Source organism: Ruegeria sp. CL3 (genome assembly GCF_056536505.1).
Window position 1 is genome coordinate 18,994 of sequence record NZ_JBQFPT010000009.1, and the last position, 24,036, is coordinate 43,029.

Sequence of the window (24,036 nt, forward strand, 5' to 3'; positions counted from 1 at the left end):
ATGACAGTCAAAGAAATCTTCGGCACCATGGATTACGGCCCCGCCCCAGAAAGCGCGGCCGAGGCGCTGGCCTGGCTGGTCGATCAGGGCGACAAGTTCGGTCACTATATCGACGGGAGTTTCACCAAACCGGGCAAAGGGTTCGAAAGTCGCAACCCCGCGAGCGGAGAGGTTCTGGCCAAGCTGACCCAAGCCAAGCAGGCGGATGTGGACGCCGCCGTCGCCGCTGCCCGCAAGGCACAGCCCAAGTGGGAGAAACTGGGTGGCGCAGGCCGGGCGCGGTATCTCTATGCCATTGCGCGACTTTTGCAGAAACACGCGCGCTTGTTCGCCGTGCTGGAGAGCATGGATAACGGCAAGCCGATCCGTGAATCGCGTGACATCGACATCCCTCTGGCGCAACGCCACTTCTACTATCACGCCGGTATGGCGCAATTGATGGAGAGCGAGCTGCCCGAAGCTGAGGCCTTGGGTGTGTGCGGGCAGATTATCCCGTGGAACTTCCCGCTGCTGATGCTGGCCTGGAAAATCGCGCCCGCGCTGGCGATGGGGAATACGGTGGTTCTGAAACCGGCCGAATATACCTCGCTGACTGCGCTGCTGTTCGCTGATATCTGCTCACAGGCCGGGCTACCCAAGGGCGTCGTCAATATCGTGACCGGTGACGGTGCGGTGGGCGAGATGATCGTAAACGCGGACGTGGACAAGATCGCGTTTACCGGCTCGACCGTTGTGGGGCGGCGTATCCGCGAGGCAACGGCTGGTTCGCGTAAGGAACTGACTTTGGAGCTGGGCGGCAAGTCCGCCTATATCGTGTTCGACGACGCCGATATTGATTCCGCTATCGAAGGTCTGGTCGATGCGATCTGGTTCAATCAGGGTCAGGTCTGCTGTGCGGGCTCCCGCCTGCTGGTGCAGGAGGGCATTGCCGACCGCTTTCACGACAAGCTGCGCGCCCGGATGGACGGCTTGCGCATCGGTGATCCGCTGGACAAGTGTATCGACGTCGGCGCGGTTGTAGACCCGGTTCAGCTGCAGACGATCAAATCCATGGTCGATAGCAACACCGCAGGCCATGTCCACCACGCAGCCTGTGAGTTGCCGGAAAACGGCTGCTACTATCCGCCGACACTGATCTCGGGACTCGAGACCTCGGACCCTCTGATGCAGGAGGAGATCTTTGGCCCGGTTCTGGTCTCCTCGACTTTCCGCACCCCGGCTGAGGCGGTCGAACTGGCGAACAACACCCGCTACGGGCTGGCCGCGACGGTCTGGACCGAGAATGTGAACCTCGCGCTGGATATCGCGCCCAAGCTGGTTGCTGGTGTGGTCTGGGTGAATGCCACCAACCTGTTCGACGCCGCCGCCGGGTTCGGCGGTGTGCGCGAAAGCGGTTTTGGACGGGAAGGTGGCTGGGAGGGGCTGACGGCCTATACCAAGCCCAAAGGCAAGGCCAAGCCGTTGACCAAGGTCGAGGCGACCGTCGGCGAAGGGGCTCCGGTCGATCCTATCGACCGAACCGCCAAGATGTATGTTGGCGGCAAGCAGGCACGGCCCGATGGCGGCTATTCGAAACCTGTCTGGGGCAAGTCGGGCCTGCTGGGCCATGTAGGTCTGGCGAACCGCAAGGACGTCCGCAACGCGGTAGAAGCCGCAGCAGGCGCGAAAGGCTGGTCCAAGACAACCGGTCATCTGCGGGCACAAATTCTGTACTATATCGGCGAAAACCTCTCGGCCCGCGCGGGTGAGTTCGCCGCCCGGATCGACGCCATGACCGGCAAAAAGGACGGCACGAAAGAGGTCGAAGCTTCGATCCAGCGCCTGTTCACCGCAGCCGCCTGGGCCGACAAATATGACGGTCAGGTGCATGGCGTTCCGATCCGGGGCGTGGCAATCGCCATGAAGGAACCCGTCGGCGTGATCGGCGCGCTCTGCGCGGATGAGGCGCCGCTGCTGGGTCTGGTCTCGGCGATGGCCCCTGCGATTGCGATGGGGAACCGGGTGGTGTTGGCGGCTTCGGAGCCGTATCCGCTGGCCGCCACCGATTTCTATCAGATCCTCGAAACCTCGGACGTGCCCGCAGGTGTGGTCAATATCCTGACCGGCAGCCATGCGGAATTGGCGAAACCACTGGCCTCACACCTGAACGTGGATGCGGTCTGGTCGTTCTCTTCGACGGATCTGTCAAAAGAGATCGAGGTCGTCTCAGCCGGGAACCTGAAACGGACCTGGGTCAATAACGCGACGGCATTTGACTGGAGCATGGACCATTCGCGCCGCTTCCTGCAGGCTGCGACCGAAGTGAAAAACATCTGGGTGCCCTACGGCGAGTAGGGCTCCCGCATCACGGGAGGCCCACATGGACTTTGCAAAAAAAACCGTCATCGTCATAGGCGGCACCAGCGGTATCAACCGGGGCATTGCCGAGGCCTTTGCGGCCTCGGGTGCCAAACTTGCCGTTGCCAGCCGTTCACAAGAAAAAGTGGATGACACGGTCGCGGCGCTGAAAGCGGCAGGCGCGGCAGAGGCCATGGGTGCGGCGTTTGACGTGCGCGATCCGGACGCCGTGGCGGCGGGGTTGAAACAGTTCCATGACGCGTTTGGCGATTTCGACGTGCTGGTGTCAGGTGCGGCGGGGAATTTCCCAGCGCTGATGTCCGAGATGTCGGTCAATGCGTTCAAGACCGTAGTCGACATCGATCTGATGGGCACCGTTCATGTTTTGAAAGGGGCCTACCCTTACCTCAAACGGCCCGGTGGCAGCATCATCAACATCTCGGCCCCGCAATCCTATCTTCCGTACGAAGGGCAGGCTCATGTCTGCGCGGCCAAGGCGGGTGTTGATCAGATCACCCGAACCCTGTCCATGGAATGGGGCGCAGAAGGCATCCGTGTGAACTCGGTCGTGCCTGGTTTCATCGAGGGCACCGAAGGGGCCAAACGCCTTGCGCCAACCCCCGATGCGGGCGAAGCGCTGCGCAAGGACGTTCCATTGGGTCGTTGGGGCCAACCGCAGGACGTGGCCAACGCTTGCCTTTTCCTCAGCTCTGATATGGCCAGCTATATCAGCGGCACGGTCATGGCGGTTGATGGAGCCTTGTATCAGCGCGGCTCGGGCAAGTTTGGGCAGATGATGGGCCAGATGCTGCGGGCGGCGAAAAAGGGCTAAAGCTTGAAGGCTGAATGTTCAGGCGTAGGACTTTGTTTCGGCTATAGCTCGTTCAAGAGCTTCTGAAATAGATCCCTGCGGCAACCAGCAGCGAGGTCAGGACGCCGGCCACCACGTAAAGAGCAAAGGCGCTGAGCAGGGATTGGCCAAGAATCAGAGCAGCAGTAAAGGTCAGCAACCCTGCAACTGTTCCCAATCCCATAATCGCAACTACCATAGCGTCACTATCCATCCCAAGCTGTGACAAGACATGAGGACCAAAGGAATCTCATCTCATGTCCCGACTAACACAGAATCCTCGACATTTCTGGCGAAAGTATGGCCGAGACGCGTTAACGGCTAGTTAAGGCGGAGAGTCGCCGATCCGGTAAGCGGCGCATCGCTCGTTATCAATAGGTATCCTGCCCTCAGCGTGGGGGACGGTGTCAGCCGTCCACCCCTTCGGGTTTTCCGACAATGGTAAAGTGCAGGCCCTCTGGGTCCAGCAGTTCAGACGCGACGCGATTGATCTCATCCAGCGTCACCGCATTCACCTTGTCGTTGCGAGTCGCGATATAGTCGATCGGCAGACCCTGCATCTGCATCCCGACCATGATCCCGGCAATACGGCCGTTGCCATCAAACCGCAAAGGATAGGCACCTGTCAGATAGGTCTTGGCGTCGTCCAACTCCTTCTGGGTTACACCCTCGGACGCTGCTCGGGCCCATTCGTCGCGGATCACCTCGACGGCTTCGGCGATGCGATCGTTGGAGGACGACACCGAACCCAGATAGACCGAGGCAAGGTCCTTGGGCGCAAGATAGGAATAGACGCCGTAGGTCAGGCCGCGCTTTTCGCGCACCTCTTGCATCAGGCGGCTTTCGAAACCGCCGCCGCCAAGGATGTGATTCAGCACAAAGGCCGCGAAGAAATCGGGATCATCACGGTCGATCCCTTTCTGCGAGAACAGCGCCACGGATTGCGGCGTGTCGAATTCGACCACGCTTACGCCACCCTCGATCTGAACCTCGGCTTTTTCCGGGATCGGTTTGCCTGTCTCTGGCAGGTCCAGCAGCAAGGTATCCAGCAGCGCGCCGAGCTCTTCGGCGGTGATATCGCCGACAGCGCCCACATAGAGGCGATCCTTGGCAAATACGCTGTCATAGGCGGTGACTACATCGTCGCGTGTCAGCGCCGCCACGGTTTCAAGTGTGCCTTTGCCCTCAGACCCGTAGGGATGATCGCCATAAGCCATAGCGGCAAAGCTGCGACCGGCTATATCGTTAGGATCGGTCTGGTCCGAGCGCAGGCCGGACAGGATCTGCGCCTTCACACGTTCCACCGCGTCTTCATCAAAGCGCGGCTCAAGCAAGGTTGTGCGCAGCAGATCAATCACCTCGTCCCGGTTTTCGGTCAGGAAACGGGCCGAGATCGAAACTGAGTCGTCCCCGGCATTATAGGTGAATGAGGCGGCCAGCGACTCCAGCTCGCGCGCATAGGTGCGGGCATCCATATCACCCGCGCCCTCTTCAATAAGGCCGCTCATCAGGTAAACCGCGCCACGCTTGTCCGGGTCATCCAGCGAGGTGCCGCCGCGAAAGCGCAACTCCAAAGCCGCGAAGGGGATCGAGTGATCCTCAACCAGCCATGCTGTGATGCCACCGGGCGAGGTGACCTCCTCAATCTCAATCTCGGCCCATGCGGGAAGCGCGATGACAAAGGCGATCAGGGTTGCGAAGATGCGTTTCATTGGGTCACCTCATCATCCTTCATCAGCCAGCCGGTAACCGAGCTTTCCAGTTGCAGAACCTCACGGGCGACGGCGATGATTTCATCTCCGGTCACGGCCTGCAAAACGTCGGGCCAGGCCTGTACATCCTCAACCGTCAATCCGCTGGTCAGGGCACGGCCGTAGCGGTTACCAATGCCGTCCACATTGTCACGGGCGTAGGTCTGCGAGGCGCGCAGCTGCATCTTGATCCGATCAAGATCTTCTTCGTTCACGCCCTCGGCGATGAACTCAGCCACGACCCGATCCATGGCATCCTCGGCCTCTTGCAGCGAGACGCCTTCGGCCGGAACCACCAGCAAGTCAAAGGTGGTGTCATCCAGCGAGACCCCCCGGTAGAACGCGCCTGCATAGGTAACGACCTGATCTTCGAATTGCAGTTTCTCGTTCAGATAAGAGGTCGTGCCGCCCCCAAGAAGCTCGGCCAACAGAAATAGGGCTGCCGCTTTCTCCTGTGCGCCCGGATCGCGTTCCGGGGCCAGATAGCTGCGCTGCACATAGGGTTGCGACACACGCGGGTCTTTGTAGGTCAGGCGACGTTCCGCGGTTTGCGGAGGCTCCTGCGAGCGCACGCGTTCCGGCAGGTCCGGATTGGCCGGGATCACGCCGTAATACTGATCCGCAAGGCTGCGCACCTCGTCCGGGTCGACGTCTCCGGTCACGACAAGGATGGCGTTATTGGGGGCATAGTGGGTCTGGTAGAAGGAGAGCGCGTCCTCCATGTCCAGCGTCTCCATCTCATGCCGCCAGCCGATAATCGGGACGCCGTAGCGGTGGTTGAGGTACTGTGCCGCGTTCATCTGCTCGCCAAAAAGCGCGCGCGGGTTGTTGTCAGTGCGCTGGTTTCGCTCTTCCAGAATCACGTCGCGTTCGGTGGCAATATCGTCTTCGGACAGGCGAATATTGCGCATCCGGTCCGATTCCATCTGCATCATCAGTTCCAGCCGGTCGGCTGCGACGCGCTGGAAATAGGCCGTGTAGTCATAAGAGGTAAAAGCGTTGTCATTACCCCCATTGGCCGCAACCGTGGCCGAGAATTCGCCCGGTGCCAGAGTATCGGTGCCCTTGAACAGCAGATGTTCGAGGAAATGCGCCACGCCGGACGACCCGATCGGCTCGTCTGCCGATCCGGCGCGATACCAAACCATGTGCTGCACGACCGGCGCGCGGTGATCCTCAACCACGACGACATCCATGCCGTTGTCCAAAGTGAAGGTTGTGACCGCCTCTTTCCCGTCCTCGGCCAGGACCGGGGTGGCTGCCATCAGGGCGGCAGATAGTGCCAAAGCCCGAACCATGGGGCATCCTCCGTTTCGTTTCTAGACTTCAAACTACGGTGGAGCCCGGCGGGATCAAGGGAGATGACAGAAAGTTAAAGAATTATTCATTCGGAGGTGAAGACGGAGTCTCTATCCCAATGCGACGGGCTGCATCGGTCTCGACAAAGGGATCGATCGACTGACGTTCGTAAACCTGCTGGTAGCGATCGACCGGGAACAGGCGCAGACCGGTCCAACGACCACGGCGCTTGCGGAAGGCTTCGTCGTCAGCCTCGACCACGGCGCGCGCGTTTGCCGGCACGCCATATCGGCTTGAGGCTGTTACAAGCGCGGCATCCGACGATGGGATCGCCGCATTCGGGTTCAGCGCCGACGCGTTGCCCCCAAGGGCCACCACAGCGTCTGCGTTCGGGTTCGGATCCGTCAGGTTGCCACCGCCCGGTGTGGGGGCCGGCAGAAACGCATAGTCCTTCGGCTGGGTCAGGGGTTTGACCGGCAGCACGGAGAACTCATCCGGGCCTTCCCCGGGAGGGTCAAGATCGCGCAGGCCGGGGTTGTTGCAGCCTGCAACGGCTGCACCAAGGATCATGGCAAGTAGGGCGCGCGACAACCGCATCAGAGTCTCCAACCTGTTTCAGGTGCTTTTAACGCATCTCTTCCGGCGCGTCACGAGGCCTTTTTATTGTCGAACAACACAAGTCCGATGGCACCGGCAAAGATGAACACATCGGCCAGATTGAATACGAAGGGATTGTTGATGCCACAACAGGACATGTTTAGGAAATCCAGAACATAGCCATACAGCACCCGATCAACCACATTCCCCAGCGCCCCGCCGATCAGCAGCCCGCCACTCAACAGCATCACCTTGGTTGGGGCCGACCGCCACAGCCAGATCGCAACCGCGATGCAGACGGCAACCGAGATACCAATCAGAACCCACCGCGCAGCGTCCGAGTTCCCTTGAAACAGGCCAAAATTGATCCCGCGATTCTCGCCGTACTTGAAAACAAGCAGCGGCGGCAGAACGTCGATATTACCCTCAGCCACGCGCATCACGTGAACGACCAGATACTTGCTGATCTGGTCGATCAGAAATGCCGTGAGTGCGGCCCAGAGCAGAAGACGGCTGCGCATCAGTGGCGGAAGTGGCGCATGCCGGTGAAGACCATGGCCAAACCGGCCTCATCCGCCGCCGCAATCACTTCGTCATCGCGCATTGAGCCACCGGGTTGAATCACGCAAGTGGCGCCGGCCTCTGCGGCCTCCATCAAACCGTCAGGGAAAGGGAAGAACGCATCCGAGGCTACGGCTGAGCTGATAGTCAGCGGCTGTGGCAGTCCCAGCACGTCAGCCATACGCTCGGCTTTCTTGGCCGCAATCAGCGCCGAGTCGACGCGGCTCATCTGGCCTGCGCCAACCCCGACGGTCGCCCCGTCCTTGACGTAGACGATAGCGTTGGATTTGACGTGCTTGGCGACTTTCCACGCAAACAGAAGGTCTCGCATCTGTTCGTCGGTCGGAGCTTTCTTGGTGACCACTCTCAGGTCATCCATGCCGACAAACCCGTTATCCTTGTCTTGGACCAGAAGGCCACCGGCCACCTGACGCACGGTTTTCCCACCGGCGGTCACGTCCGGCAGACCCTCAGTCGTCAACAGGCGCAGGTTCTTCTTGGCGGCAAAGATCTCCTTGGCCTCATCCGAGGCACCGGGGGCAATGACGACCTCGGTGAAGATACCGGTGATCTCATGCGCCGTTTCCGCGTCCAGTGGCTGGTTCAACGCAACAATCCCACCAAAGGCCGAGGTCCGATCGCAATCGAACGCCGCTTTATACGCGTCCAGCAAGGTTGCGCCGGTGGCGACACCGCAGGGGTTGGCATGTTTGATGATCGCGCAGGCGGCAGTGTCGGCAGGGTTGAACTCGGCAACCAGTTCGAACGCGGCGTCGGTGTCGTTGATGTTATTGTAGCTGAGTTCCTTGCCCTGATGCTGCAGGGCGGTCGCCACACCGGGACGGTCCGTACCGTCGGTATAGAACGCCGCTTGCTGGTGGCTGTTCTCGCCATAACGCAGGGTCTGTTTCAGCTCACCGGCAAAGGCACGGCGCTTGGGGGCCTCCAGCTGCAGGGCATCAGCCATCCAGTTCGAAACAGCTGTGTCATAGGCCGCTGTGCGGGCATAGGCCTTTTGCGCCAGCCATTGGCGGAACCCATATGACGTCTTGCCATAGTTCTCTTCCAACTGGTCCAGCAGCGATGAATAGTCTTCGACATCCACAACCACGTTCACAAAAGCGTGGTTCTTGGACGCCGCGCGGATCATCGCAGGACCGCCGATATCAATATTCTCGATGCAGGTGTCATAGTCGGCCCCTTTGGCCACGGCAGCCTCGAACGGGTAGAGGTTCACGACCAGCAGGTCGATCGCGCCGATGCCATGTTCATCCATGGCGGCGACATGGCTGTCATTGTCGCGCAGAGCTAGAAGGCCACCATGCACCATCGGGTGCAAGGTCTTGACCCGACCATCCATCATCTCGGGGAAGCCGGTGATCTCGCTCACGTCCCGAACCTCAAGCCCTGCATCGCGCAGCGCCTTGGCGGTTCCACCAGTGGACAGCAACTCAACCCCGCGCTCGGCCAGCGCCTTTCCCAGTTCGATCAGACCTGTCTTGTCGGAAACGGAAAGCAACGCGCGGCGCACGGGGTGAAAGTCGGTCATGGGTCCAAAGGTCCTTTTGGCGTCAGTCGAATTCGGGTTCGTCCCGGTGCATGTCGCGCACGGCATAGGCTGTATCCTGCGCCTTGCTCAACGTCCACTGGATGCGCGTCGCATACTCCATTGCGCGGCCAGATAGAACGATCTGTTTTGTCGCGCGCGGCTTTAAACGCCCTTTTTCAAGGTAAACGCTTGGCTCGACGGACAATTTTCCCACGCCATCATGGCGGAAAACCCAGATCTCACCACTTTTGAGGGCCATCGACACCGCCGAACCGCCCAAATCCACGGCCGCATCCACATCCGGGTGCAGATGAAACCTGATATCAAACCCGACACCTGAAAGACCCGAGGCATCCATCGCCTTCTCAAACTGCCGCTTGGATTTGTCGCTTGTTGTCAGCAGGATATCCTCGCCCGTCAGCTCACGCCCGTCAAAGCGCAGCTCGAACGTGCGCGCGTGGGTCAGGCCGAAAACCTTGGTATAGCCATCGTTGCCAACCATGAAGCGGATGCCCTCGAACGCGTCCTCGAAATCCACGGGGACGTCTTGCGGCGCATCCACCAGCGCCTGCCGCTCGCTACCCGTCACAGGTTTGGAGAGACGCGCGCTGGAATATCCATCCAGACAGAGCGTGGAATGAGACGGCGTGGCCCGTCCCGCCCGGCGCCAATCCAGTCCAAAACTGGCGCCAGAGCCGCAATTCACGATAAGCGGACGCCGGCCCGAGGTCAGCTCGAACGCCGTGGTTGAGGCATGCGCGTTCAACGAGGCCGCGCCAGCGGGCGGAGGGCTGGCATCCACAATCACTGTCGTGCGGGCGGCAGAGAGCCGGGCAAAACCCATGGGCAATTCCGTTGCCGCCTTGTGCTTGACCCCGCTTTGGGCCAACGCCTGTTCCAACCGGCCTTCAACCCCGCGCCCGCCGCCATGGAACCGGGCCAGAGCGCCATCCGCATGGCGCAAACTGCGCAGGGTGGGCGCAATCCGCTTGATCGCCGCGGCCTGCGCCACCGGTGTGCCACGCCCAAGATCGCTGAGGGCGGCGGAAGTCCAGCCGAGTAGCGTAAACACCTCAAGCAGTTCTTCGGGGTTGCGCGTCGGGATGCCGCCCTGTTTGTCGACCTGCCGTTCGCATTCGCGCGCCAAGGCACGCAGGGCGGGATCGGCCATCCCCTCCAGCCCTTGAAGGGCCAGTCCGGCCTGGACCAGACCGGCCAGTGCCTCGAACCTCGGCAAACCCGGCGTTGCGGCATGGGCACGTTTCGACAGAAACCATGTTTGTTGCGCGAGAGACCGGAAAAACAGCTTGGTCTGCGCCTCGTCAGCGCCGCGCAGCAAGAACGACGCGTGGTTGATCCAGCGCATGACACGCCGTCCGGTCAGATCGGGCACCCATCCCGGCCCCTGCCCGCGCCCATGCGCCTCGATCCATCCCCAGACCCAGCGCTGCGCCTTGTCCCGCGCCCGCATATCGCCGACAGCCGCCAGATCATCCAGCCAGGCAAAGCCGTGCCTCTCATCGTCAAAGCCCAGACTGGGGGCTGTGACCTCCCACAGGCCGGTATCCTGCGCCTCGACGAGATATCCGGAGAACAGCAGATTGCCCGCCACCAACTGACGACCACGGGCAAAAGACCCAACGGTGCGCGGCTCAGGCTGCGTGACAAACCCCGTGACCGCCTTTTGCCGTTGGCTCAGGCGCGCATAGAGACGGTTCTGGAACCGCATCCACCGGCTGGTCATGGTGTCCGTATCTGACATGACGATCGTTACTCTGCCTCTTGCGCTCTGCTGGCGCTTGAGACCCAACGATAGACCGCGCCGATCGTCAAGTCATCGAAAAGCATGCGCTCAGGCGGATTTGTTCAGGCAGGCGATGTAGAATCCATCCATCCCGCCGCGATCCGGCCAATAATCGGGGCGCAGACGCAGGCCGCCTTCCTCGGTGATCCAGTCCGGTTCAACCCCGTCAATGTTCAGCGCGTCGCGATCCACGGACATGTCCGGGTACATGTCCAGCGCCTCTTCGACCTGGACCTCGCCTTCGTCAGGCAGCAAAGAGCAGGTGCAATAGACCAACCGCCCGCCCGGCTTGAGCAGGCTCCAGGCATGGGCCAGCATCTGCGTCTGCAACTCGATCAAACCGCCGAATTCCGAGCCATCCTTGGCAAAGGGCAGATCGGGGTGGCGGCGGATCGTACCGGTTGCAGAACAGGGCGCATCCAGCAGGATCGCATCATACTGGCCCTGATGGTCCAGTGCGTCACCCGCGATGACAGTTGCCTCCAACCCGGTGCGCATGAGGTTTTCCCGCACCCGCTCCAACCGCTGCTCCGAGATATCCAGCGCCGTCACCTCGGCACCAGCAGCTGCCAGTTGCAGCGTCTTGCCCCCCGGTGCTGCGCAAAGGTCGAGGATTCTCTCACCGGCCTGCGGGGCCAGCACGCGCACCGGCATCGCCGCCGCCGCATCCTGCACCCACCAATCGCCCGATTTGTAGCCCGGCAAACCCGAAACCTGCCCCGCATCTTGCACGCGCATTGACCCGGTCGGCAGGGCCTGACCCGGCGCATCCGCCCCCGGCTTGACCGTCAGATCCAGTGGGGCAGCCGCGAAATGCGCCTGCTCCATACCAGCAACGGCCTCCGCCCCCCACGCCATGACCAGCGGATCACGCAGCCAGTCCGGCAGACGCGGCACGCGCATCTTGGGCCAAGCGTCTGGCCCTTCGGCGGCCACCTTGCGCAGCACTGCATTCACCAATCCCTTGAGACGCCCATGCTTGCGCGAACGGCCAACAATCTCGACCATGGAATTCACCACGCCATGCGCAGCCTCGCCGTGACAAAGTTCGACCGCGCCCAGACGCAACGCGTTGTGGACGGTCAGCGCGGGGGTACGGTTGAGGTGATTGTCGAGCAGCCGGTCCGCGCGCTCAAGCCCGCGCAGGGTTTCCAGCGTCAGGCGTTGCGCCCGCGCCCGGTCTTCCGGGGCTAACCGGTCCAGCGCGCCTGCGGCCAGACACTCGGACAAAAGCCGCCCTTCGCCCAAAATCTGATCCAGCAGATAGATCGCGCTGCGTCGCGCCGCTGTTGCATTGTCGGACATGGAACCGCCTTTTGATGTGCTTGTGGTCCGCATTGCCTTTGGCGGACGGTGGCGTATATCAAGACCGTGACCGGAAAGGAACCCGATGTCATGAGTGACGATACCAAAGATCTGCCGCCCGCAGCCCAGCGCGCGCTGGCCGAGGCCGCCGAGCGTCGCCGCAAGGCCGAAGCTGAGGCAAAAGACATGCCGAAAGAGCTTGGCGGACGTGATGGCCCGGACCCGGCGCGTTATGGCGATTGGGAGAAAAAGGGCATCGCCATCGACTTCTGATGGTTCATCCCCGCAGCGCTTGCAGGAAATCATCCAACAACGCGCGCTGCTTTTTCGATTTGGCACGATCCTCGGGCCATGTCAGCCAATAGCCATCCTTGGTCTTCAGCTCTGGCAGGTCGAGCCTGCGCAAACGCCCCGACTGCAAGCTTTCAGCAGCGAGGGGCACCGAGCCCAGAACAACCCCCAATCCCTGCCGCGCCGCCTTCATCGCATGCCCGACGGAATCAAAGCTGATCCGGCCCTGCGGCAGGTCCTTGATCCCCACACCCTGCGCCCAATCCTGCCAGCTGGGTCGCTCGCCCCGCAGATCAATCACCGGCGCGCCCCACGACACATCCGGCGCAGCCATCGGGGCCAGCACCTCGGGCGCGATCAGCTTGGCCTTGCGCCCCGGCCAAACTCCGCGTCCGTAGCGGATTTGAAGCCATGTCCGCTCTTCCTCCAACGACGTTCTGCGCGTCACCGAATCTGTCATCACCCGCACCTTGGGCCGCATGTTCAGAAAGGCAGGCAAGGCTGGCAGAACCAGTGCGTGGATATGTGAGGAAAGCCCCGCGACCCGCAGCTCTCGGGGGGACTTGCCGAACAGGTCTTCGGTGTTGCGTTCCAACGCCTGCAGGCTGTCCTGCACCAGCGGCAGATAGCTTTCGCCTTCGATGGTCAGCGACACGCCCCGCGCCTCGCGCACAAAAAGAGTGCGCCCGAGCCATGCCTCAAGGTTGCCAATCCGCTGGCTGACCGCGGCCTGTGTCAAACCGAACTCACGCGCAGCGGCCGAGAAACCGCCCAGTCGACCAGCCGCCTCGAACACCCGCAGCCAGTCCAGAGGCGGCAAACCGATCTTTTCCTTAGCCATTAGAAAAACCAACCCTCAGACGAAATAAGCATTAATTGTTATTATGTCACGGGACGCGTATCCCCTCAAGCAAAGCCCGCGCTGAACAGGAGAGACCCCATGCTGCGCTCTGCCACCTTTGACCCTTCGGTTGTGACTGTTGAGTTCACCGACGGACCCTCGGCCCGATTTCATGCCATCTGGTTGCGCGACAACGCGCTTGACCCCGACACCCGCGCACCAGGCAACGGGCAGCGCCTGATCACCATTGGCGACATCCCCGAAAACACCTCAGTCAGCACGGCCGAAGTGATCGACGGCGATCTGAGCGTCACCTTCCAGCCAGAGGATAAAACCGTCACCTTCCCCGCCGAATGGCTGGCCGATCATGTTTACGATCTCAATCAAAGCGCCCCGTTCGGGCGCATCGCCCCCGGCATCACCACATGGGAAAGCGGCATCGCAGCCCCCAGCGGCGACTGGAACGCGGTCCACGCCGACCCCGGCGCCAAACGCAACTGGCTGGCCGCTGTGGCCGAATACGGTTTTGCCAAACTGACCGACGGTCCGACCGAGCCCGAGTCTCTGCTGAAGGTGGCCGACCTGTTTGGCTATGTGCGTGAGACCAACTACGGCCCTTATTTTGAGGTTCGGACCGAGGTGAACCCGACCAACCTCGCCTATACCGGACTGGGGTTGCAGGCCCATACCGACAATCCCTATCGCGATCCGGTGCCGACGCTGCAAATCCTCTACTGTCTTGAAAACTCGGCGGAGGGTGGTGATTCCATCGTCGTCGACGGTTTTCGGGCGGCGGAAAAGCTGCGCGACCAGAACCCCGAGGGCTTTGCGATGTTGGCAGGCTTCCCGGCGCGATTCGAATACAAAGGCTCGGACGGGGTTTGCCTGCGCTCACGCCGTCCGATGATCGAGCTGTCACCCGATGGCGAAATCATCGGCATCCGGTTCAACAATCGCTCCTCCGCGCCCTTTGTGGATGTGCCCTTCGACAAGATGGAGGCCTATTACGCCGCCTACCGCCAGCTGGGGGACATCATCGACGACCCTGCGATGGGCGTGTCGTTCAAGCTTGAACCGGGCGAGAGCTTCATCGTCGACAACACCCGCGTGCTGCACGCGCGACTTGGCTATTCGGGTGCAGGGTCGCGGTGGCTGCAAGGCTGCTACGCCGACAAGGACGGGTTGCTGTCCACTCTGGCCGCTATGGACATGGCACAGCCGGAGGCGGCGGAATGAAACCCGATTTCACGACCCTGAACCGCGACAATATCGTGGCCTTCATCGGCGATATCTTCGACCGCCGCGGCGGCGAGGAATATCTGGGCGAACCCGTGACCATGGCCGAACACATGCTGCAAGGGGCCACCATCGCCGAACAGAACGGCATGCCCGAAGAGATCATCGTGGGTGCCCTGCTGCATGACATCGGCCACTTCACTTCGGAATTCGGAACCTATCACCCGGATGACACCGAAGACCGCCATCACGAAGACGCAGGCGCCGAAGTGCTCGAGCAGTTCTTTCCGTCGGTCATCACCGATTGCTGCCGCTACCATGTGGCGGCCAAACGGTATCTTTGCGCCACAAAGCCCGAGTATTTCAACCGGTTGTCCGCCGCCTCGGTCCACACTCTGGAACTGCAAGGCGGCCCGATGAGTTCCGAGGAAGTGACCGCGTTCGAGGCCAACCCGAACCTTAAAGAGATCATTCAGGTGCGATATCTCGATGAGGCCGGAAAGCGCGCGGATATGGAAACCCCTGACTTTGCACATTTCGCCCCGATGGTGCAGCGTATGGTCGACAAGCATATGGGTACGCCATGAACGCCCCGGAATATATCTTTGAAGCCAGCACCAAACCCTCGCTGCCGTGGCACGAGGTTCCTCTGATCCGCGCCACGGACGCTTCGGTCAAAGGCTATGGCTGTCTGGTCGATGACCCTGAAGGGTTCGAGATCGAGATCACCCGCTGGCCGCAGCAAGGCTGGCGGCCCATCGACGAAGGCACCGGAGACGAAGGCGGCTGGGTCGAAGGCACGTTCCATGGGCAGTGGAAAGGCGATGTCCTCTATGGCCGGAATGAGGCCGTGGGCGGCCACTACGTTCTGGGCTGGTCAACTGATCCTCAGCAGGCACAGGTCGAGCGGCAGAGCGCACCGCGCGATCAAGTCCTTTTGTGGCACATGAACTACCACCCCGATGGCGGACAGATGTTCTGGCCGCTGGACAACAAGCCCTTCATCGTGCCCGCCGCCCTGCCGGGCGATAATCTGACACCGGAAAGGGTGGTGGCCTTTTGGTGCGATGGGTCTCGCGGCCTCTATATCCATCCTGGCATTTGGCATGAGGGGATTTTCCCGGTCGCAGACAACCAGCGCTTTCTCGACCGGCAAGGCGCGGTTCACGCCCGCGTCAGCGCGGATATCGGCAAGGAATTCGGCGTCTATCTCGCCTGCCCGCTGCGCGCGGACAAGGTTAAGGATCTTTGACGATCACTCGAAGACAAGCTCGGTAATCGCCGTGTCCTGATAATGCGTGCCGGGGTAGACATCGGTGATCTCGAACACGACCCAGGATACGGCACCATAGTTGGCCAAAGCGCTGGTCTCTTGCCAGTCTGATGTGTCGTCGATCGTGAAAGATGTCGTCGAACCATTCGAAAAGCTCAACTTCAGCTCGCGCACTCGACTGTTGCGGATGAAGGTCCGTTCCGATTTGGCATAGCCGTTCCGAATTGCCCAGCGGTTGATCCGCGTGGGTGAATCAAATGCCAGAACGAATGCTTCACCGTAGCCATGCCCCGGCGCGCCTTCCACCCAAGCGGTGCGGTTGTCTTGGTCCGTCACATTTCGAGGGCCGTAGTTGTTGCTGCCTTGCGCCTTCAAAACTGAACTGAAACACAAATCCGCCCACTGCCCGGCAACAGAAATACCGGTGCAACTGTTCATAAGCCAACCCGGTGGCGGTGGCACTTCGGGTGCAGGCGGCTCAGCCGTTGGTGTCGCCGTGGATGGTGCCTGCCCATTGCGTCGCAGCCATCCGCGCTCAACCGCTGCAAGGCGCTGATGGCGGGGCGGATGGGTCGCTGAACCTTGTGCAGGCAAAGTCTCCCACAGGGACTGAGCCTGTGTCAGGTTGGCCCCAAGTGCAGCGAGAACGAATCCGGCATATTCATCTGCCTCCAATTCGGTGGGCGGGCGCGACCCTCCTTCGATGATCGTATGTCCCTGAAGATGATGACCGACCTCATGGGCGATCACACCATAAAGCTGCCAATAGGCGTTCGGGTCCGCTTCGTATTGCGACAGCCAGTCCGGGTTGAATGCCAAGTACCGTTGTTCTTTGAAGATTACAGCCGCTGCGTTATCGACCTCGGTGGTTTCAAGCACCTCGAAATTCGGCAACAGGCCAGACACGGCCAGGATACTGTCCACCACACCCCAAACTTGTTGCACCGAAAACGCGCTGGATTCGCTGAAGCGAGGCTTTTGCAACGTGATTTCCTTGCAGCCCTCGACCGTGCAAACCACCTGTTGGCCCTCGGCCAAAACGCTGCCAGCGGCCAGCGAAAGCAGAAACGCCCCTGCAACAGACTTGACCAATGCACTCTTCCCCCTTGCCTTACGAGGCAAGCATGGATCGAGTCCCGGCGTCAGGTAAAGCCCATGTTCAAAAAATCCTATTGGTTGTGTTGGTTTAGAGCCCCAGCACATCCACCATGTCATACTGACCCGGTGCCTTGCCCTGCCCCCAAAGCGCCGCCTTCAGCGCGCCGCGGGCAAATATGGCGCGGTCGGTGGCCAGATGGCGCAAAACGATCCGTTCGCCTGGCGCGGCGAATAGGACGTCATGTTCGCCCACAATGTCTCCGCCGCGAATGGCATGAAAGCCTATGTCTCCGCGTTTACGGGCGCCGGTGATGCCATCGCGGCCCCGGTCGGCCACATCCGACAGCTTGACGCCACGCCCTTCAGCAGCAGCCTCACCCAGCATCAGCGCTGTGCCCGAGGGCGCATCGACCTTGTGGTGGTGATGGCCTTCGATCACCTCGATGTCGAAATCCTCATCCAGCGCAGCGGCGACTTTTTTGGTCAGTTGCACCAGCAGATTGACGCCAAGGCTCATATTCCCCGCCCGTACAATCACGGCATGACGTGCGGCCGGTTCCAGCGCCGCGATCTGTTCTTCGGTCATGCCGGTGGTGCCGATCACATGAACACACCGCGCCTGCGCAGCCAAAGCAGCAAACTCCAGCGTCGCTTCGGGCGCGGTGAAGTCGATCACGGCCTGCGCCTGTGCGAACGCCTCCAGCGGATCGTCCGTCACAGTCACGTCCAGCGCCTGCCCGCCCATCGCGGTGCCCACGTCCTGACCGATCCAATCGTGGCCCGCGCGTTCGACCACACCAACCAGACGCGCCTGATCGCTGTCAGTCACGGTCTTGATCAGCATCTGCCCCATACGGCCCGAAGCCCCTGTGATGACGATCCCCGGAATATGGGTCATTGCGCTGGTCCTTTTCGCTAAGTCGGCTCAAAGCCTCCTACCCGGTTCGCGCCCGCTTGGCAAAGGCTCGGTTAGGGCTTAGATCGTCGGTATGGCAAAGAACAAATTCCACGATGGCCCCGGCCCGTCCCAACGGCAACTGCGTGTCGGCGAACTGATCCGCCGCACCCTGTCCGAAGTTCTGGCGCGCGGAGATGTCCACGACCCCGACCTGAACCGTATGTCGATCACCGTGGGTGAGGTCCGCACCTCGCCCGATCTTAAGATCGCCACCGCCTATGTGCTGCCGCTCGGTGGCAAAGGCCAAGAGGATGTGATCGACCTGCTCGCTCGCAACAAAGGCGAACTACGGCGCATGATCGGCAAAAAGCTGAACCTGAAATTCTCACCCGATTTGCGGTTCCGTCTGGATGACACGTTTGACCGTCTGGACGACACCCGCCGTATGTTCGAACAGGACGCGGTGCGCCGCGATCTGGACGAGTGATCCGGGCATTCGTAACAATAGGCGCGGTTCTCTGGGCCGCGCAGGCCCATGCGGTCACCTGTGAGAAGCTGATCCATGAGGACAAGCGGTATACGGTCTGCGAGGTCGATGCCTCGGAAGACATACGCCTGTTTCTGAACGATGACGAAGGCGATCTGCTTGGGCATTTCTCATCGGTGAACGACACGCTCGCGCCCGAAGGCAAACGGCTGGCCTTTGCGATGAATGCGGGCATGTATCACGACGACCGCTCGCCCGTCGGCCACTATGTGGAAAACGGGCAAGAGAAGATGCGCGTGATCCCGAATGCCGGGCCCGGCAATTTCGGATTACTGCCCAACGGGGTGTTCTGCATTCGTGAAAGCCGAGCCGACGTGTTCGAGACACTCTCCTTCGTCGATCAGGCCCCGCAGTGCCGATTTGCAACCCAATCTGGCCCGATGCTGGTGATCGACGGCGAACTGCACCCCCGGTTCCTGCCTGATTCGACCTCGCGCTACATTCGCAACGGTGTGGGCACCAGTGCCGATGGCACGCGCACGGTCTTTGCGATCTCTGAGGATTACGTGACCTTTCATGAATTCGGCAGGCTGTTCCGAGACGTGCTGGAAACGCCGAATGCGCTGTTCCTCGATGGAAATATCTCGCGCATGTATGAGCGCGCCAGCAACCGGTCGGATATCGGGTTCTCACTGGGGCCAATCGTAGGCGTCGTCGAAGACGCGCCGTGAGTTTGACAGCGGTAAAACGATCCGCTAACCCGCGCGCCTTAGCAAAAGGCAAGGTGCAAGATGGGACGCAAACGCAAAGGCCGCGACATTTCCGGTTGGCTGGTGGTGGACAAGCCTGCGGGCATGACCTCGACCACAGTGGTCAACAAGGTGCGTTGGGCGATGGACGCCAAGAAAGCGGGCCATGCGGGTACTCTGGACCCTGAGGCGACCGGCGTTCTGGCCGTGGCTTTGGGTGAGGCGACCAAAACCGTTCCATACATCACCGATGCGCTGAAAGCCTACACTTTCACCGTGCGTTTGGGTCAGGCGACCAACACGGACGATGCTGAGGGCGAAGTGATTGCGCAAAGCGATGCGCGCCCTTCGGACGCGGATATCAAACTGGCGCTCGCCCCGTTTCTGGGGGATATCATGCAGGTGCCGCCTAAGTTCTCGGCCGTGAAGATCGACGGGCAACGCGCCTATAGGCTGGCCCGCGACGGCGAAGAGGTAGAGCTGTCCGCCCGCCCCCTCTGGGTCGAAGAACTGATCCTCGTTGACCGCCCTGACGAAGACCATGTGGTGCTGGAGATGACCTGTGGCAAAGGCGGATATGTCCGCTCGATCGCGCGGGATCTGGGTGAGGCTTTGGGATGCCACGGCCACGTAAAGGAACTCCGGCGCATCTGGTCCGGCCCTTTTGAGGCCGAAGATGGGTTGTCCATCGAACAGATCGACGAGATGGCCAAGACCACCGCGCTGGACGACTACCTGCACCCGCTGGAAACCGGCCTGTCGGACCTGCCCGAGCTGAAATGCACCCCCGAAGGCGCCACCCGTCTGCGCAACGGCAATCCGGGCATGGTTCTGGCCTCGGACGTGGAATATGGCGATGAGGCCTGGGCCTCGCTCGACGGCAAGGCCGTGGCGGTGGGCATCTACAAATCCGGCGAGCTGCACCCAAGCCGGGTGTTCGTCACCTGAACTCCGTGTTAGGCGAAGGGCATGATTACCCGAACGCATACCAAGGGCGATGCGCCCTCGACCGCCGTCTACTCGGATTGCGAGAAATACCGCTATAGCCTGACCCGTGTTTGGGATCCGGCAGGGCGTAAGGCGCTGTTTGTGATGCTGAACCCGTCAACCGCGACTGAGGTGCAGAACGACCCGACGGTCGAGCGCTGCGAACGCCGCGCGCGGGCGCTGGGGTTCGGGGCGTTTCAGGTCACCAACATCTTTGCCTGGCGCGACACAGATCCGCGCAAGATGCGCGCCGCCACTGATCCGGTCGGTCCGGCAAACGACGCGGCCATTCTGGAAGGCGCCCAATGGGCCGATCAGGTCATTGCCGCCTGGGGCACCCACGGCGCGCATCTGGACCGCGGCCCGGCGGTTGAGGCGCTGCTGCGCGGCACCGGGCAGCCTCTGTTTCATCTGGGCCTGTCCAAAGCCGGGCACCCCAAACATCCGCTTTACATCGCCTATACTCAGCAACCCGAACCCTGGTGACAAAGGGTTAACCACTCGGCCAGCTATGCTTTGACCGACGAACCGTTCGGATGGGACAGTGCCGCCAAGGCGTCTCATTTCTTTCGGAGGGTTCGATATGTTTCTGGCCGGGTTGATCGGATTGGCCGCCGTCGGCGGCGCGGCATACGCCATTGGCGATGTGTTCATCGAAGAAGAAGATGAGCAGGACGAGGGCGCGGAGGACGAAAGCCAGACCGAGATCAGCGAAGGTGAGTTCCTTGATGTGGGCGAAAGCGTCGAGCCTCCGCAGGACAGCGACGACACGACCACCGGCGGAACGGTGATTTCTGAACATGAAGGCGATCTGGTGATCGCCGGAAGCGACAACGCCGATGTCACAACCGGGCAGGACGGCACGGACCAGATCAACGGCTATGGCGGTGATGACCACATCATGGGAGGCGATGGCGACGACGTGATGCACGGAGCCGAAGGTCAGGACACTCTGTCCGGCGGCCAGGGCGATGACCTTCTGCATGGTGAGGCAGACGATGACACCCTGTTCGGGGATGAGGGCGATGACAGGCTCTACGGTCATTTCGACGACGATCATTTGCAGGGCGGCAAAGGCAGTGACGCTCTGTATGGCGGTCAGGGTGACGATGATCTGAACGGCGGAGACGGCAATGATGCCCTACATGGCGGCTATGGCGATGACACTCTGACCGGCGGCGCGGGCGAGGATGTGTTGTTCGGCGGCGAGGGCGACGACCTGCTGCTGGGCGATGAGGATAACGGCGAGACGGACTATCTGAACGGCGGCGCAGGTGAGGACACGATACTGGCCAAAGACGGCGACGTCGCGACCGGAGGCGCAGGCGCGGATGACATCATCGCCGACACGGAGAACTCCGAGGTCACCGTGATGGGTTTTCGACCCGGTGAGGACCGACTGCTGATCACCTGGGAAGATCAGGACCCACCCGAGATCGACATCGAACAAGACCCCGAGAATGAGAACCTGACCCGTGTCAGCCTCAATGGCCACGAAGTCGCGCATCTGTTCGGGGCCGACGGGTTGACAGTGGACGACATCCATCTCCTGACCGAGGCCGAGTTGGCGGAATACCTGCCTGCTGGCTGAGCCGTCAGAATCCCTTTGCCATTCACGTCAAAAGCGCCTATACGCGCTCATCCGCATCGGAATCGGTGCGGTTTTCTCCATGGGCCTGTGCTGGACGACATCCCGGCCTGCGCCATTAACTCTAACCTTTGAAGGAGACCCCGATGTCGATTACTGCCGCTGAAAAAGCACGCGTCATGAAAGAATTCGGCACCAAAGAGGGCGACACCGGTTCGCCTGAAGTCCAGGTTGCCATCCTGACCTCGCGCATCACCACCCTGACCGAGCACTTCAAGACCCACAAGAAAGACAACCACGGTCGTCGCGGTCTGCTGAAAATGGTCGCCCAGCGCCGTAAGCTGCTGGACTACCTGAAGGGTAAGGAAGAAGCACGCTATCAGGACCTGATCAAAAAGCTGGGCATCCGCCGCTAAGATCAGAGCTGATCAAGCTGATATCAAAACGCCCGCCGAAACAGCGGGCGTTTTTTTGGCCTTGCCATGTAGCCAGGGCTGGGAGGCCCCGCGTGCAACTTGCGCCGCTACATCTTGGCTCTTTCCGATTTAAGCGCCAGCCACAGGCAGTAGCACATCATCAGAACCACCAGTGTGAATGGGATGCCTGTTGACACCGCTGCGCCTTGTAGAGCCGCAAGACCGCCGCCCAGGAGCAAGGCGATTGCCACCAGACCCTCGAGCGTACACCAGAACACCCGTTGGATCACCGGTGCATCCATCTTGCCTCCGGCGGTAATCGTATCAATCACCAACGAGCCTGAATCCGACGAGGTCACAAAGAACACGACGATCAAAATCAGGGCGATCGGCGCGATGATGCCGTAGAGCGGCAGTTCCTTTAGGAAGCCGAACAGGGCGCCCTCGGGGGCATAGCTGTCGATCACGGTGGCGCGCACGCCTTCGGCTCCGCCTGCGTTCAGCATGTCGATAGCGGCGCCGCCGAAGGTCGACATCCACAGGGCGCAAACCGCCGTGGGGGCCAGTAGCGCGCAGAGGATGAACTCACGCACTGTGCGGCCCTTGGAAATGCGGGCGATGAACATGCCCACAAAGGGCGACCATGCGATCCACCAGGCCCAGTAGAAGGTCGTCCAACCGTGGAAGTAACTGGTGTCTTCTCGCCCGAACGGATTGGAGAGTGCCGGTAGATGGGTCACGTAGTCCACCATCACGTTGAAATACCGCGAAATGGCTGTACCCACACCGGTGACAATGATGACGAAAAGGAACAGACCAACGGCCATGATCATGTTGATCTCACTCAACCGTTTCACGCCCGCATCCATGCCCAGCAGGACTGAACCAAGCGCGATCAGCGTAATGCCGATGATCAGCAGGACGGTGACGGTTGGGCTAGGTTCGATACCGAACACCTCGTACAACCCAGCAGCAACTTGCTGCGCCCCAAGACCCAGAGAGGTCGTCAGACCGAACAGCGTGGCAAACACCGCCAGAGTGTCGATCAGGTGACCCCACCAGCCCCAGACACGCTCACCCAGAAGCGGATAGAAGGCCGAGCGCAAAGTCAGAGGCAGGTCAAGGTTATAGGCAAAGATCGCAAGGCTTAGACCAACGGCGGCATATACCGCCCAGCCTTCAAGGCCCCAATGGTGGATCGTGCCGACAATACCAATATACTCATTGCCGGGCACTGCGATGTCGATACCCAGGGGCCGGGCGTTCCCACCTTCGGCAAAGTTGTAGTAAACCGGCTCCATCACGCCGAAAAACAGCAGACCGATACCAATACCGGCGGCGAACATCATCGCGATCCATCCGGCATAGGAATAGTCAGGCTTGGCGTCCTTGCCGCCGATCCTGACTTTGCCAACAGGCAGAACGATCAGAACCAGACAGAACAGGGTGATGGCGTTAACTGACAGGACGAGGAACCAGTCAAACGTGCTGGTGAGCCATGGTCTGAGCCAGCCAAAAAAGGCGGCCGCGGCCTCTTGGTTGGCCAATGCGATCAAGACGAACGCAAAGATCAAAATACTCGAGATCAGGAAGACCGGGTTGTGGATATCCAAACCGAATGGCCGGACGTTGTCCTGACCCAATTCATACTCGGTTTCGAAATCGTAGATCCGCGGATCCGGATCCAGCATTTTCTTGGTTTGAGCCATACTTTGCCCCTTTGCTCGCAAGCTGCAAACGCCAAGGTAGTCGGCCGGCTGACGGATATGAGTATGTTACCCCCTTGGCGTATTCCCGTCTCTTCGACCGTGGGTTCAGTGTTAACAGTCTACACTGCATACAGTTTTTTCAAAACTCATTCATTTTTTTGAAACTTACGCCCCTTGGGAACTGACGTTTCGCAGCCTCAAAAATGACGCTGCGCAGAGTGCTCAAATTCGAGTCTGCACGTTTCTGCCAATCGCAGCGGTTCCCCTTTCCTTTCAACGCATTCTCATGTATGCGCGCGGGTATCTGAGACGTTGTGCCCTGACCCCGGCACTCGAATGGAAGATAAAGTGGGGTCGGCGGCAATGGGGCCGCCATGCAAACCGGAGACCCGCAGGGGCGGGAGTGCTCC

24 protein-coding genes are annotated in these 24,036 nt (G+C 60.8%); 12 read left to right on the forward strand and 12 right to left on the reverse strand.

Going from position 1 to position 24,036, the window contains the following annotated elements:
* Positions 1-2,334, forward strand: a complete 2,334-nt coding sequence (locus tag ACR0NO_RS14250) for an aldehyde dehydrogenase family protein (protein ID WP_480724415.1) — start codon at positions 1-3, stop codon at positions 2,332-2,334.
* Between the two features lie 25 nt (positions 2,335-2,359).
* Positions 2,360-3,169: an SDR family oxidoreductase gene (locus ACR0NO_RS14255; protein WP_480724416.1), complete on the forward strand. Its 810-nt coding sequence runs from the start codon at positions 2,360-2,362 to the stop codon at positions 3,167-3,169.
* Between the two features lie 52 nt (positions 3,170-3,221).
* On the opposite strand, the gene ACR0NO_RS14260 is transcribed toward ACR0NO_RS14255, so the two are convergent.
* The 8 genes from ACR0NO_RS14260 to ACR0NO_RS14295 form a co-directional block, all read right to left on the reverse strand.
* Positions 3,222-3,386, reverse strand: coding sequence for a hypothetical protein (locus tag ACR0NO_RS14260; protein ID WP_480724417.1), 165 nt, complete (start codon positions 3,384-3,386; stop codon positions 3,222-3,224).
* Positions 3,387-3,594: 208 nt separating this feature from the next.
* Complete coding sequence (locus ACR0NO_RS14265; protein WP_480724418.1) at positions 3,595-4,899, reverse strand: M16 family metallopeptidase; 1,305 nt, start codon at positions 4,897-4,899, stop codon at positions 3,595-3,597.
* On the reverse strand, positions 4,896-6,236 hold the full coding sequence (locus tag ACR0NO_RS14270) for a M16 family metallopeptidase (RefSeq protein ID WP_480724419.1): 1,341 nt from the start codon (positions 6,234-6,236) through the stop codon (positions 4,896-4,898). Before ACR0NO_RS14270 ends, ACR0NO_RS14265 begins: the two co-directional genes overlap by 4 nt.
* Positions 6,237-6,318: 82 nt before the next feature.
* Complete coding sequence (locus ACR0NO_RS14275; protein ID WP_480724420.1) at positions 6,319-6,834, reverse strand: DUF3035 domain-containing protein; 516 nt, start codon at positions 6,832-6,834, stop codon at positions 6,319-6,321.
* A 50-nt stretch (positions 6,835-6,884) separates the two neighbouring features.
* The gene (gene lspA, locus ACR0NO_RS14280; RefSeq protein WP_480724421.1) at positions 6,885-7,355 is read right to left on the reverse strand and encodes a signal peptidase II; all 471 of its coding nucleotides are present in this window, start codon (positions 7,353-7,355) and stop codon (positions 6,885-6,887) included.
* Positions 7,355-8,944 (reverse strand): bifunctional phosphoribosylaminoimidazolecarboxamide formyltransferase/IMP cyclohydrolase, encoded by a 1,590-nt coding sequence (purH, locus tag ACR0NO_RS14285; protein ID WP_480724422.1) that lies wholly within the window; start codon positions 8,942-8,944, stop codon positions 7,355-7,357. Before purH ends, lspA begins: the two co-directional genes overlap by 1 nt.
* Positions 8,945-8,966: 22 nt before the next feature.
* Positions 8,967-10,706, reverse strand: coding sequence for a heparinase II/III family protein (locus tag ACR0NO_RS14290; RefSeq protein ID WP_480724423.1), 1,740 nt, complete (start codon positions 10,704-10,706; stop codon positions 8,967-8,969).
* 90 nt (positions 10,707-10,796) lie between these two features.
* On the reverse strand, positions 10,797-12,053 hold the full coding sequence (locus tag ACR0NO_RS14295) for an RsmB/NOP family class I SAM-dependent RNA methyltransferase (RefSeq protein WP_480724424.1): 1,257 nt from the start codon (positions 12,051-12,053) through the stop codon (positions 10,797-10,799).
* A 90-nt stretch (positions 12,054-12,143) separates the two neighbouring features.
* Here ACR0NO_RS14295 and ACR0NO_RS14300 point away from each other — a divergent pair, with 90 nt between their 5' ends.
* Positions 12,144-12,326, forward strand: coding sequence for a DUF1674 domain-containing protein (locus ACR0NO_RS14300; protein ID WP_170643653.1), 183 nt, complete (start codon positions 12,144-12,146; stop codon positions 12,324-12,326).
* A gap of 4 nt (positions 12,327-12,330) precedes the next feature.
* Here the strand turns inward: ACR0NO_RS14300 and ACR0NO_RS14305 are convergent, their stop codons facing one another.
* Entirely contained in the window at positions 12,331-13,185 is an 855-nt protein-coding gene (locus tag ACR0NO_RS14305; RefSeq protein ID WP_480724425.1) for a LysR family transcriptional regulator, read from the reverse strand.
* A 99-nt stretch (positions 13,186-13,284) separates the two neighbouring features.
* On the opposite strand from ACR0NO_RS14305, the gene tmpA reads away from it, so the two are divergent.
* Genes tmpA through ACR0NO_RS14320 form a run of 3 tightly spaced genes read left to right on the forward strand, consistent with a single transcriptional unit; the run spans position 13,285 to position 15,673 of the window.
* Positions 13,285-14,421 carry a 2-trimethylaminoethylphosphonate dioxygenase gene (gene tmpA / locus ACR0NO_RS14310; protein WP_480724426.1) on the forward strand — a complete coding sequence of 379 codons (1,137 nt, stop codon included), beginning with the start codon at positions 13,285-13,287 and terminating at the stop codon, positions 14,419-14,421.
* Positions 14,418-15,008: a (R)-1-hydroxy-2-trimethylaminoethylphosphonate oxygenase gene (gene tmpB / locus ACR0NO_RS14315; RefSeq protein ID WP_480724427.1), complete on the forward strand. Its 591-nt coding sequence runs from the start codon at positions 14,418-14,420 to the stop codon at positions 15,006-15,008. Before tmpA ends, tmpB begins: the two co-directional genes overlap by 4 nt.
* Positions 15,005-15,673 carry an ureidoglycolate lyase gene (locus ACR0NO_RS14320; protein WP_480724428.1) on the forward strand — a complete coding sequence of 223 codons (669 nt, stop codon included), beginning with the start codon at positions 15,005-15,007 and terminating at the stop codon, positions 15,671-15,673. Before tmpB ends, ACR0NO_RS14320 begins: the two co-directional genes overlap by 4 nt.
* A 3-nt stretch (positions 15,674-15,676) precedes the next feature.
* Here ACR0NO_RS14320 and ACR0NO_RS14325 read toward each other — a convergent pair whose 3' ends face one another.
* Positions 15,677-16,786, reverse strand: a complete 1,110-nt coding sequence (locus ACR0NO_RS14325; RefSeq protein WP_480724429.1) for an NADase-type glycan-binding domain-containing protein — start codon at positions 16,784-16,786, stop codon at positions 15,677-15,679.
* 94 nt (positions 16,787-16,880) lie between these two features.
* Positions 16,881-17,690: a 4-hydroxy-tetrahydrodipicolinate reductase gene (gene dapB / locus ACR0NO_RS14330; protein WP_480724430.1), complete on the reverse strand. Its 810-nt coding sequence runs from the start codon at positions 17,688-17,690 to the stop codon at positions 16,881-16,883.
* A gap of 91 nt (positions 17,691-17,781) precedes the next feature.
* On the opposite strand from dapB, the gene rbfA reads away from it, so the two are divergent.
* The 6 genes from rbfA (at position 17,782) to rpsO (ending at position 21,917) form a co-directional block, all read left to right on the forward strand.
* Positions 17,782-18,177, forward strand: a complete 396-nt coding sequence (gene rbfA / locus ACR0NO_RS14335; protein ID WP_170379347.1) for a 30S ribosome-binding factor RbfA — start codon at positions 17,782-17,784, stop codon at positions 18,175-18,177.
* Complete coding sequence (locus ACR0NO_RS14340; protein ID WP_480724431.1) at positions 18,174-18,908, forward strand: phosphodiester glycosidase family protein; 735 nt, start codon at positions 18,174-18,176, stop codon at positions 18,906-18,908. Before rbfA ends, ACR0NO_RS14340 begins: the two co-directional genes overlap by 4 nt.
* Positions 18,909-18,968: 60 nt before the next feature.
* A complete protein-coding gene (gene truB / locus ACR0NO_RS14345; RefSeq protein WP_480724432.1) occupies positions 18,969-19,874 on the forward strand; it encodes a tRNA pseudouridine(55) synthase TruB in 906 nt (301 codons plus the stop codon).
* A gap of 21 nt (positions 19,875-19,895) precedes the next feature.
* On the forward strand, positions 19,896-20,399 hold the full coding sequence (locus tag ACR0NO_RS14350) for a DUF1643 domain-containing protein (RefSeq protein ID WP_480724433.1): 504 nt from the start codon (positions 19,896-19,898) through the stop codon (positions 20,397-20,399).
* 97 nt (positions 20,400-20,496) lie between these two features.
* Positions 20,497-21,504: a calcium-binding protein gene (locus ACR0NO_RS14355; protein WP_480724434.1), complete on the forward strand. Its 1,008-nt coding sequence runs from the start codon at positions 20,497-20,499 to the stop codon at positions 21,502-21,504.
* A 143-nt stretch (positions 21,505-21,647) separates the two neighbouring features.
* The gene (rpsO, locus tag ACR0NO_RS14360; protein WP_170379357.1) at positions 21,648-21,917 is read left to right on the forward strand and encodes a 30S ribosomal protein S15; all 270 of its coding nucleotides are present in this window, start codon (positions 21,648-21,650) and stop codon (positions 21,915-21,917) included.
* Positions 21,918-22,024: 107 nt separating this feature from the next.
* Here the strand turns inward: rpsO and ACR0NO_RS14365 are convergent, their stop codons facing one another.
* Positions 22,025-23,626 carry a BCCT family transporter gene (locus ACR0NO_RS14365; RefSeq protein WP_480724435.1) on the reverse strand — a complete coding sequence of 534 codons (1,602 nt, stop codon included), beginning with the start codon at positions 23,624-23,626 and terminating at the stop codon, positions 22,025-22,027.
* Between the last annotated feature and the right edge of the window lie 410 nt (positions 23,627-24,036).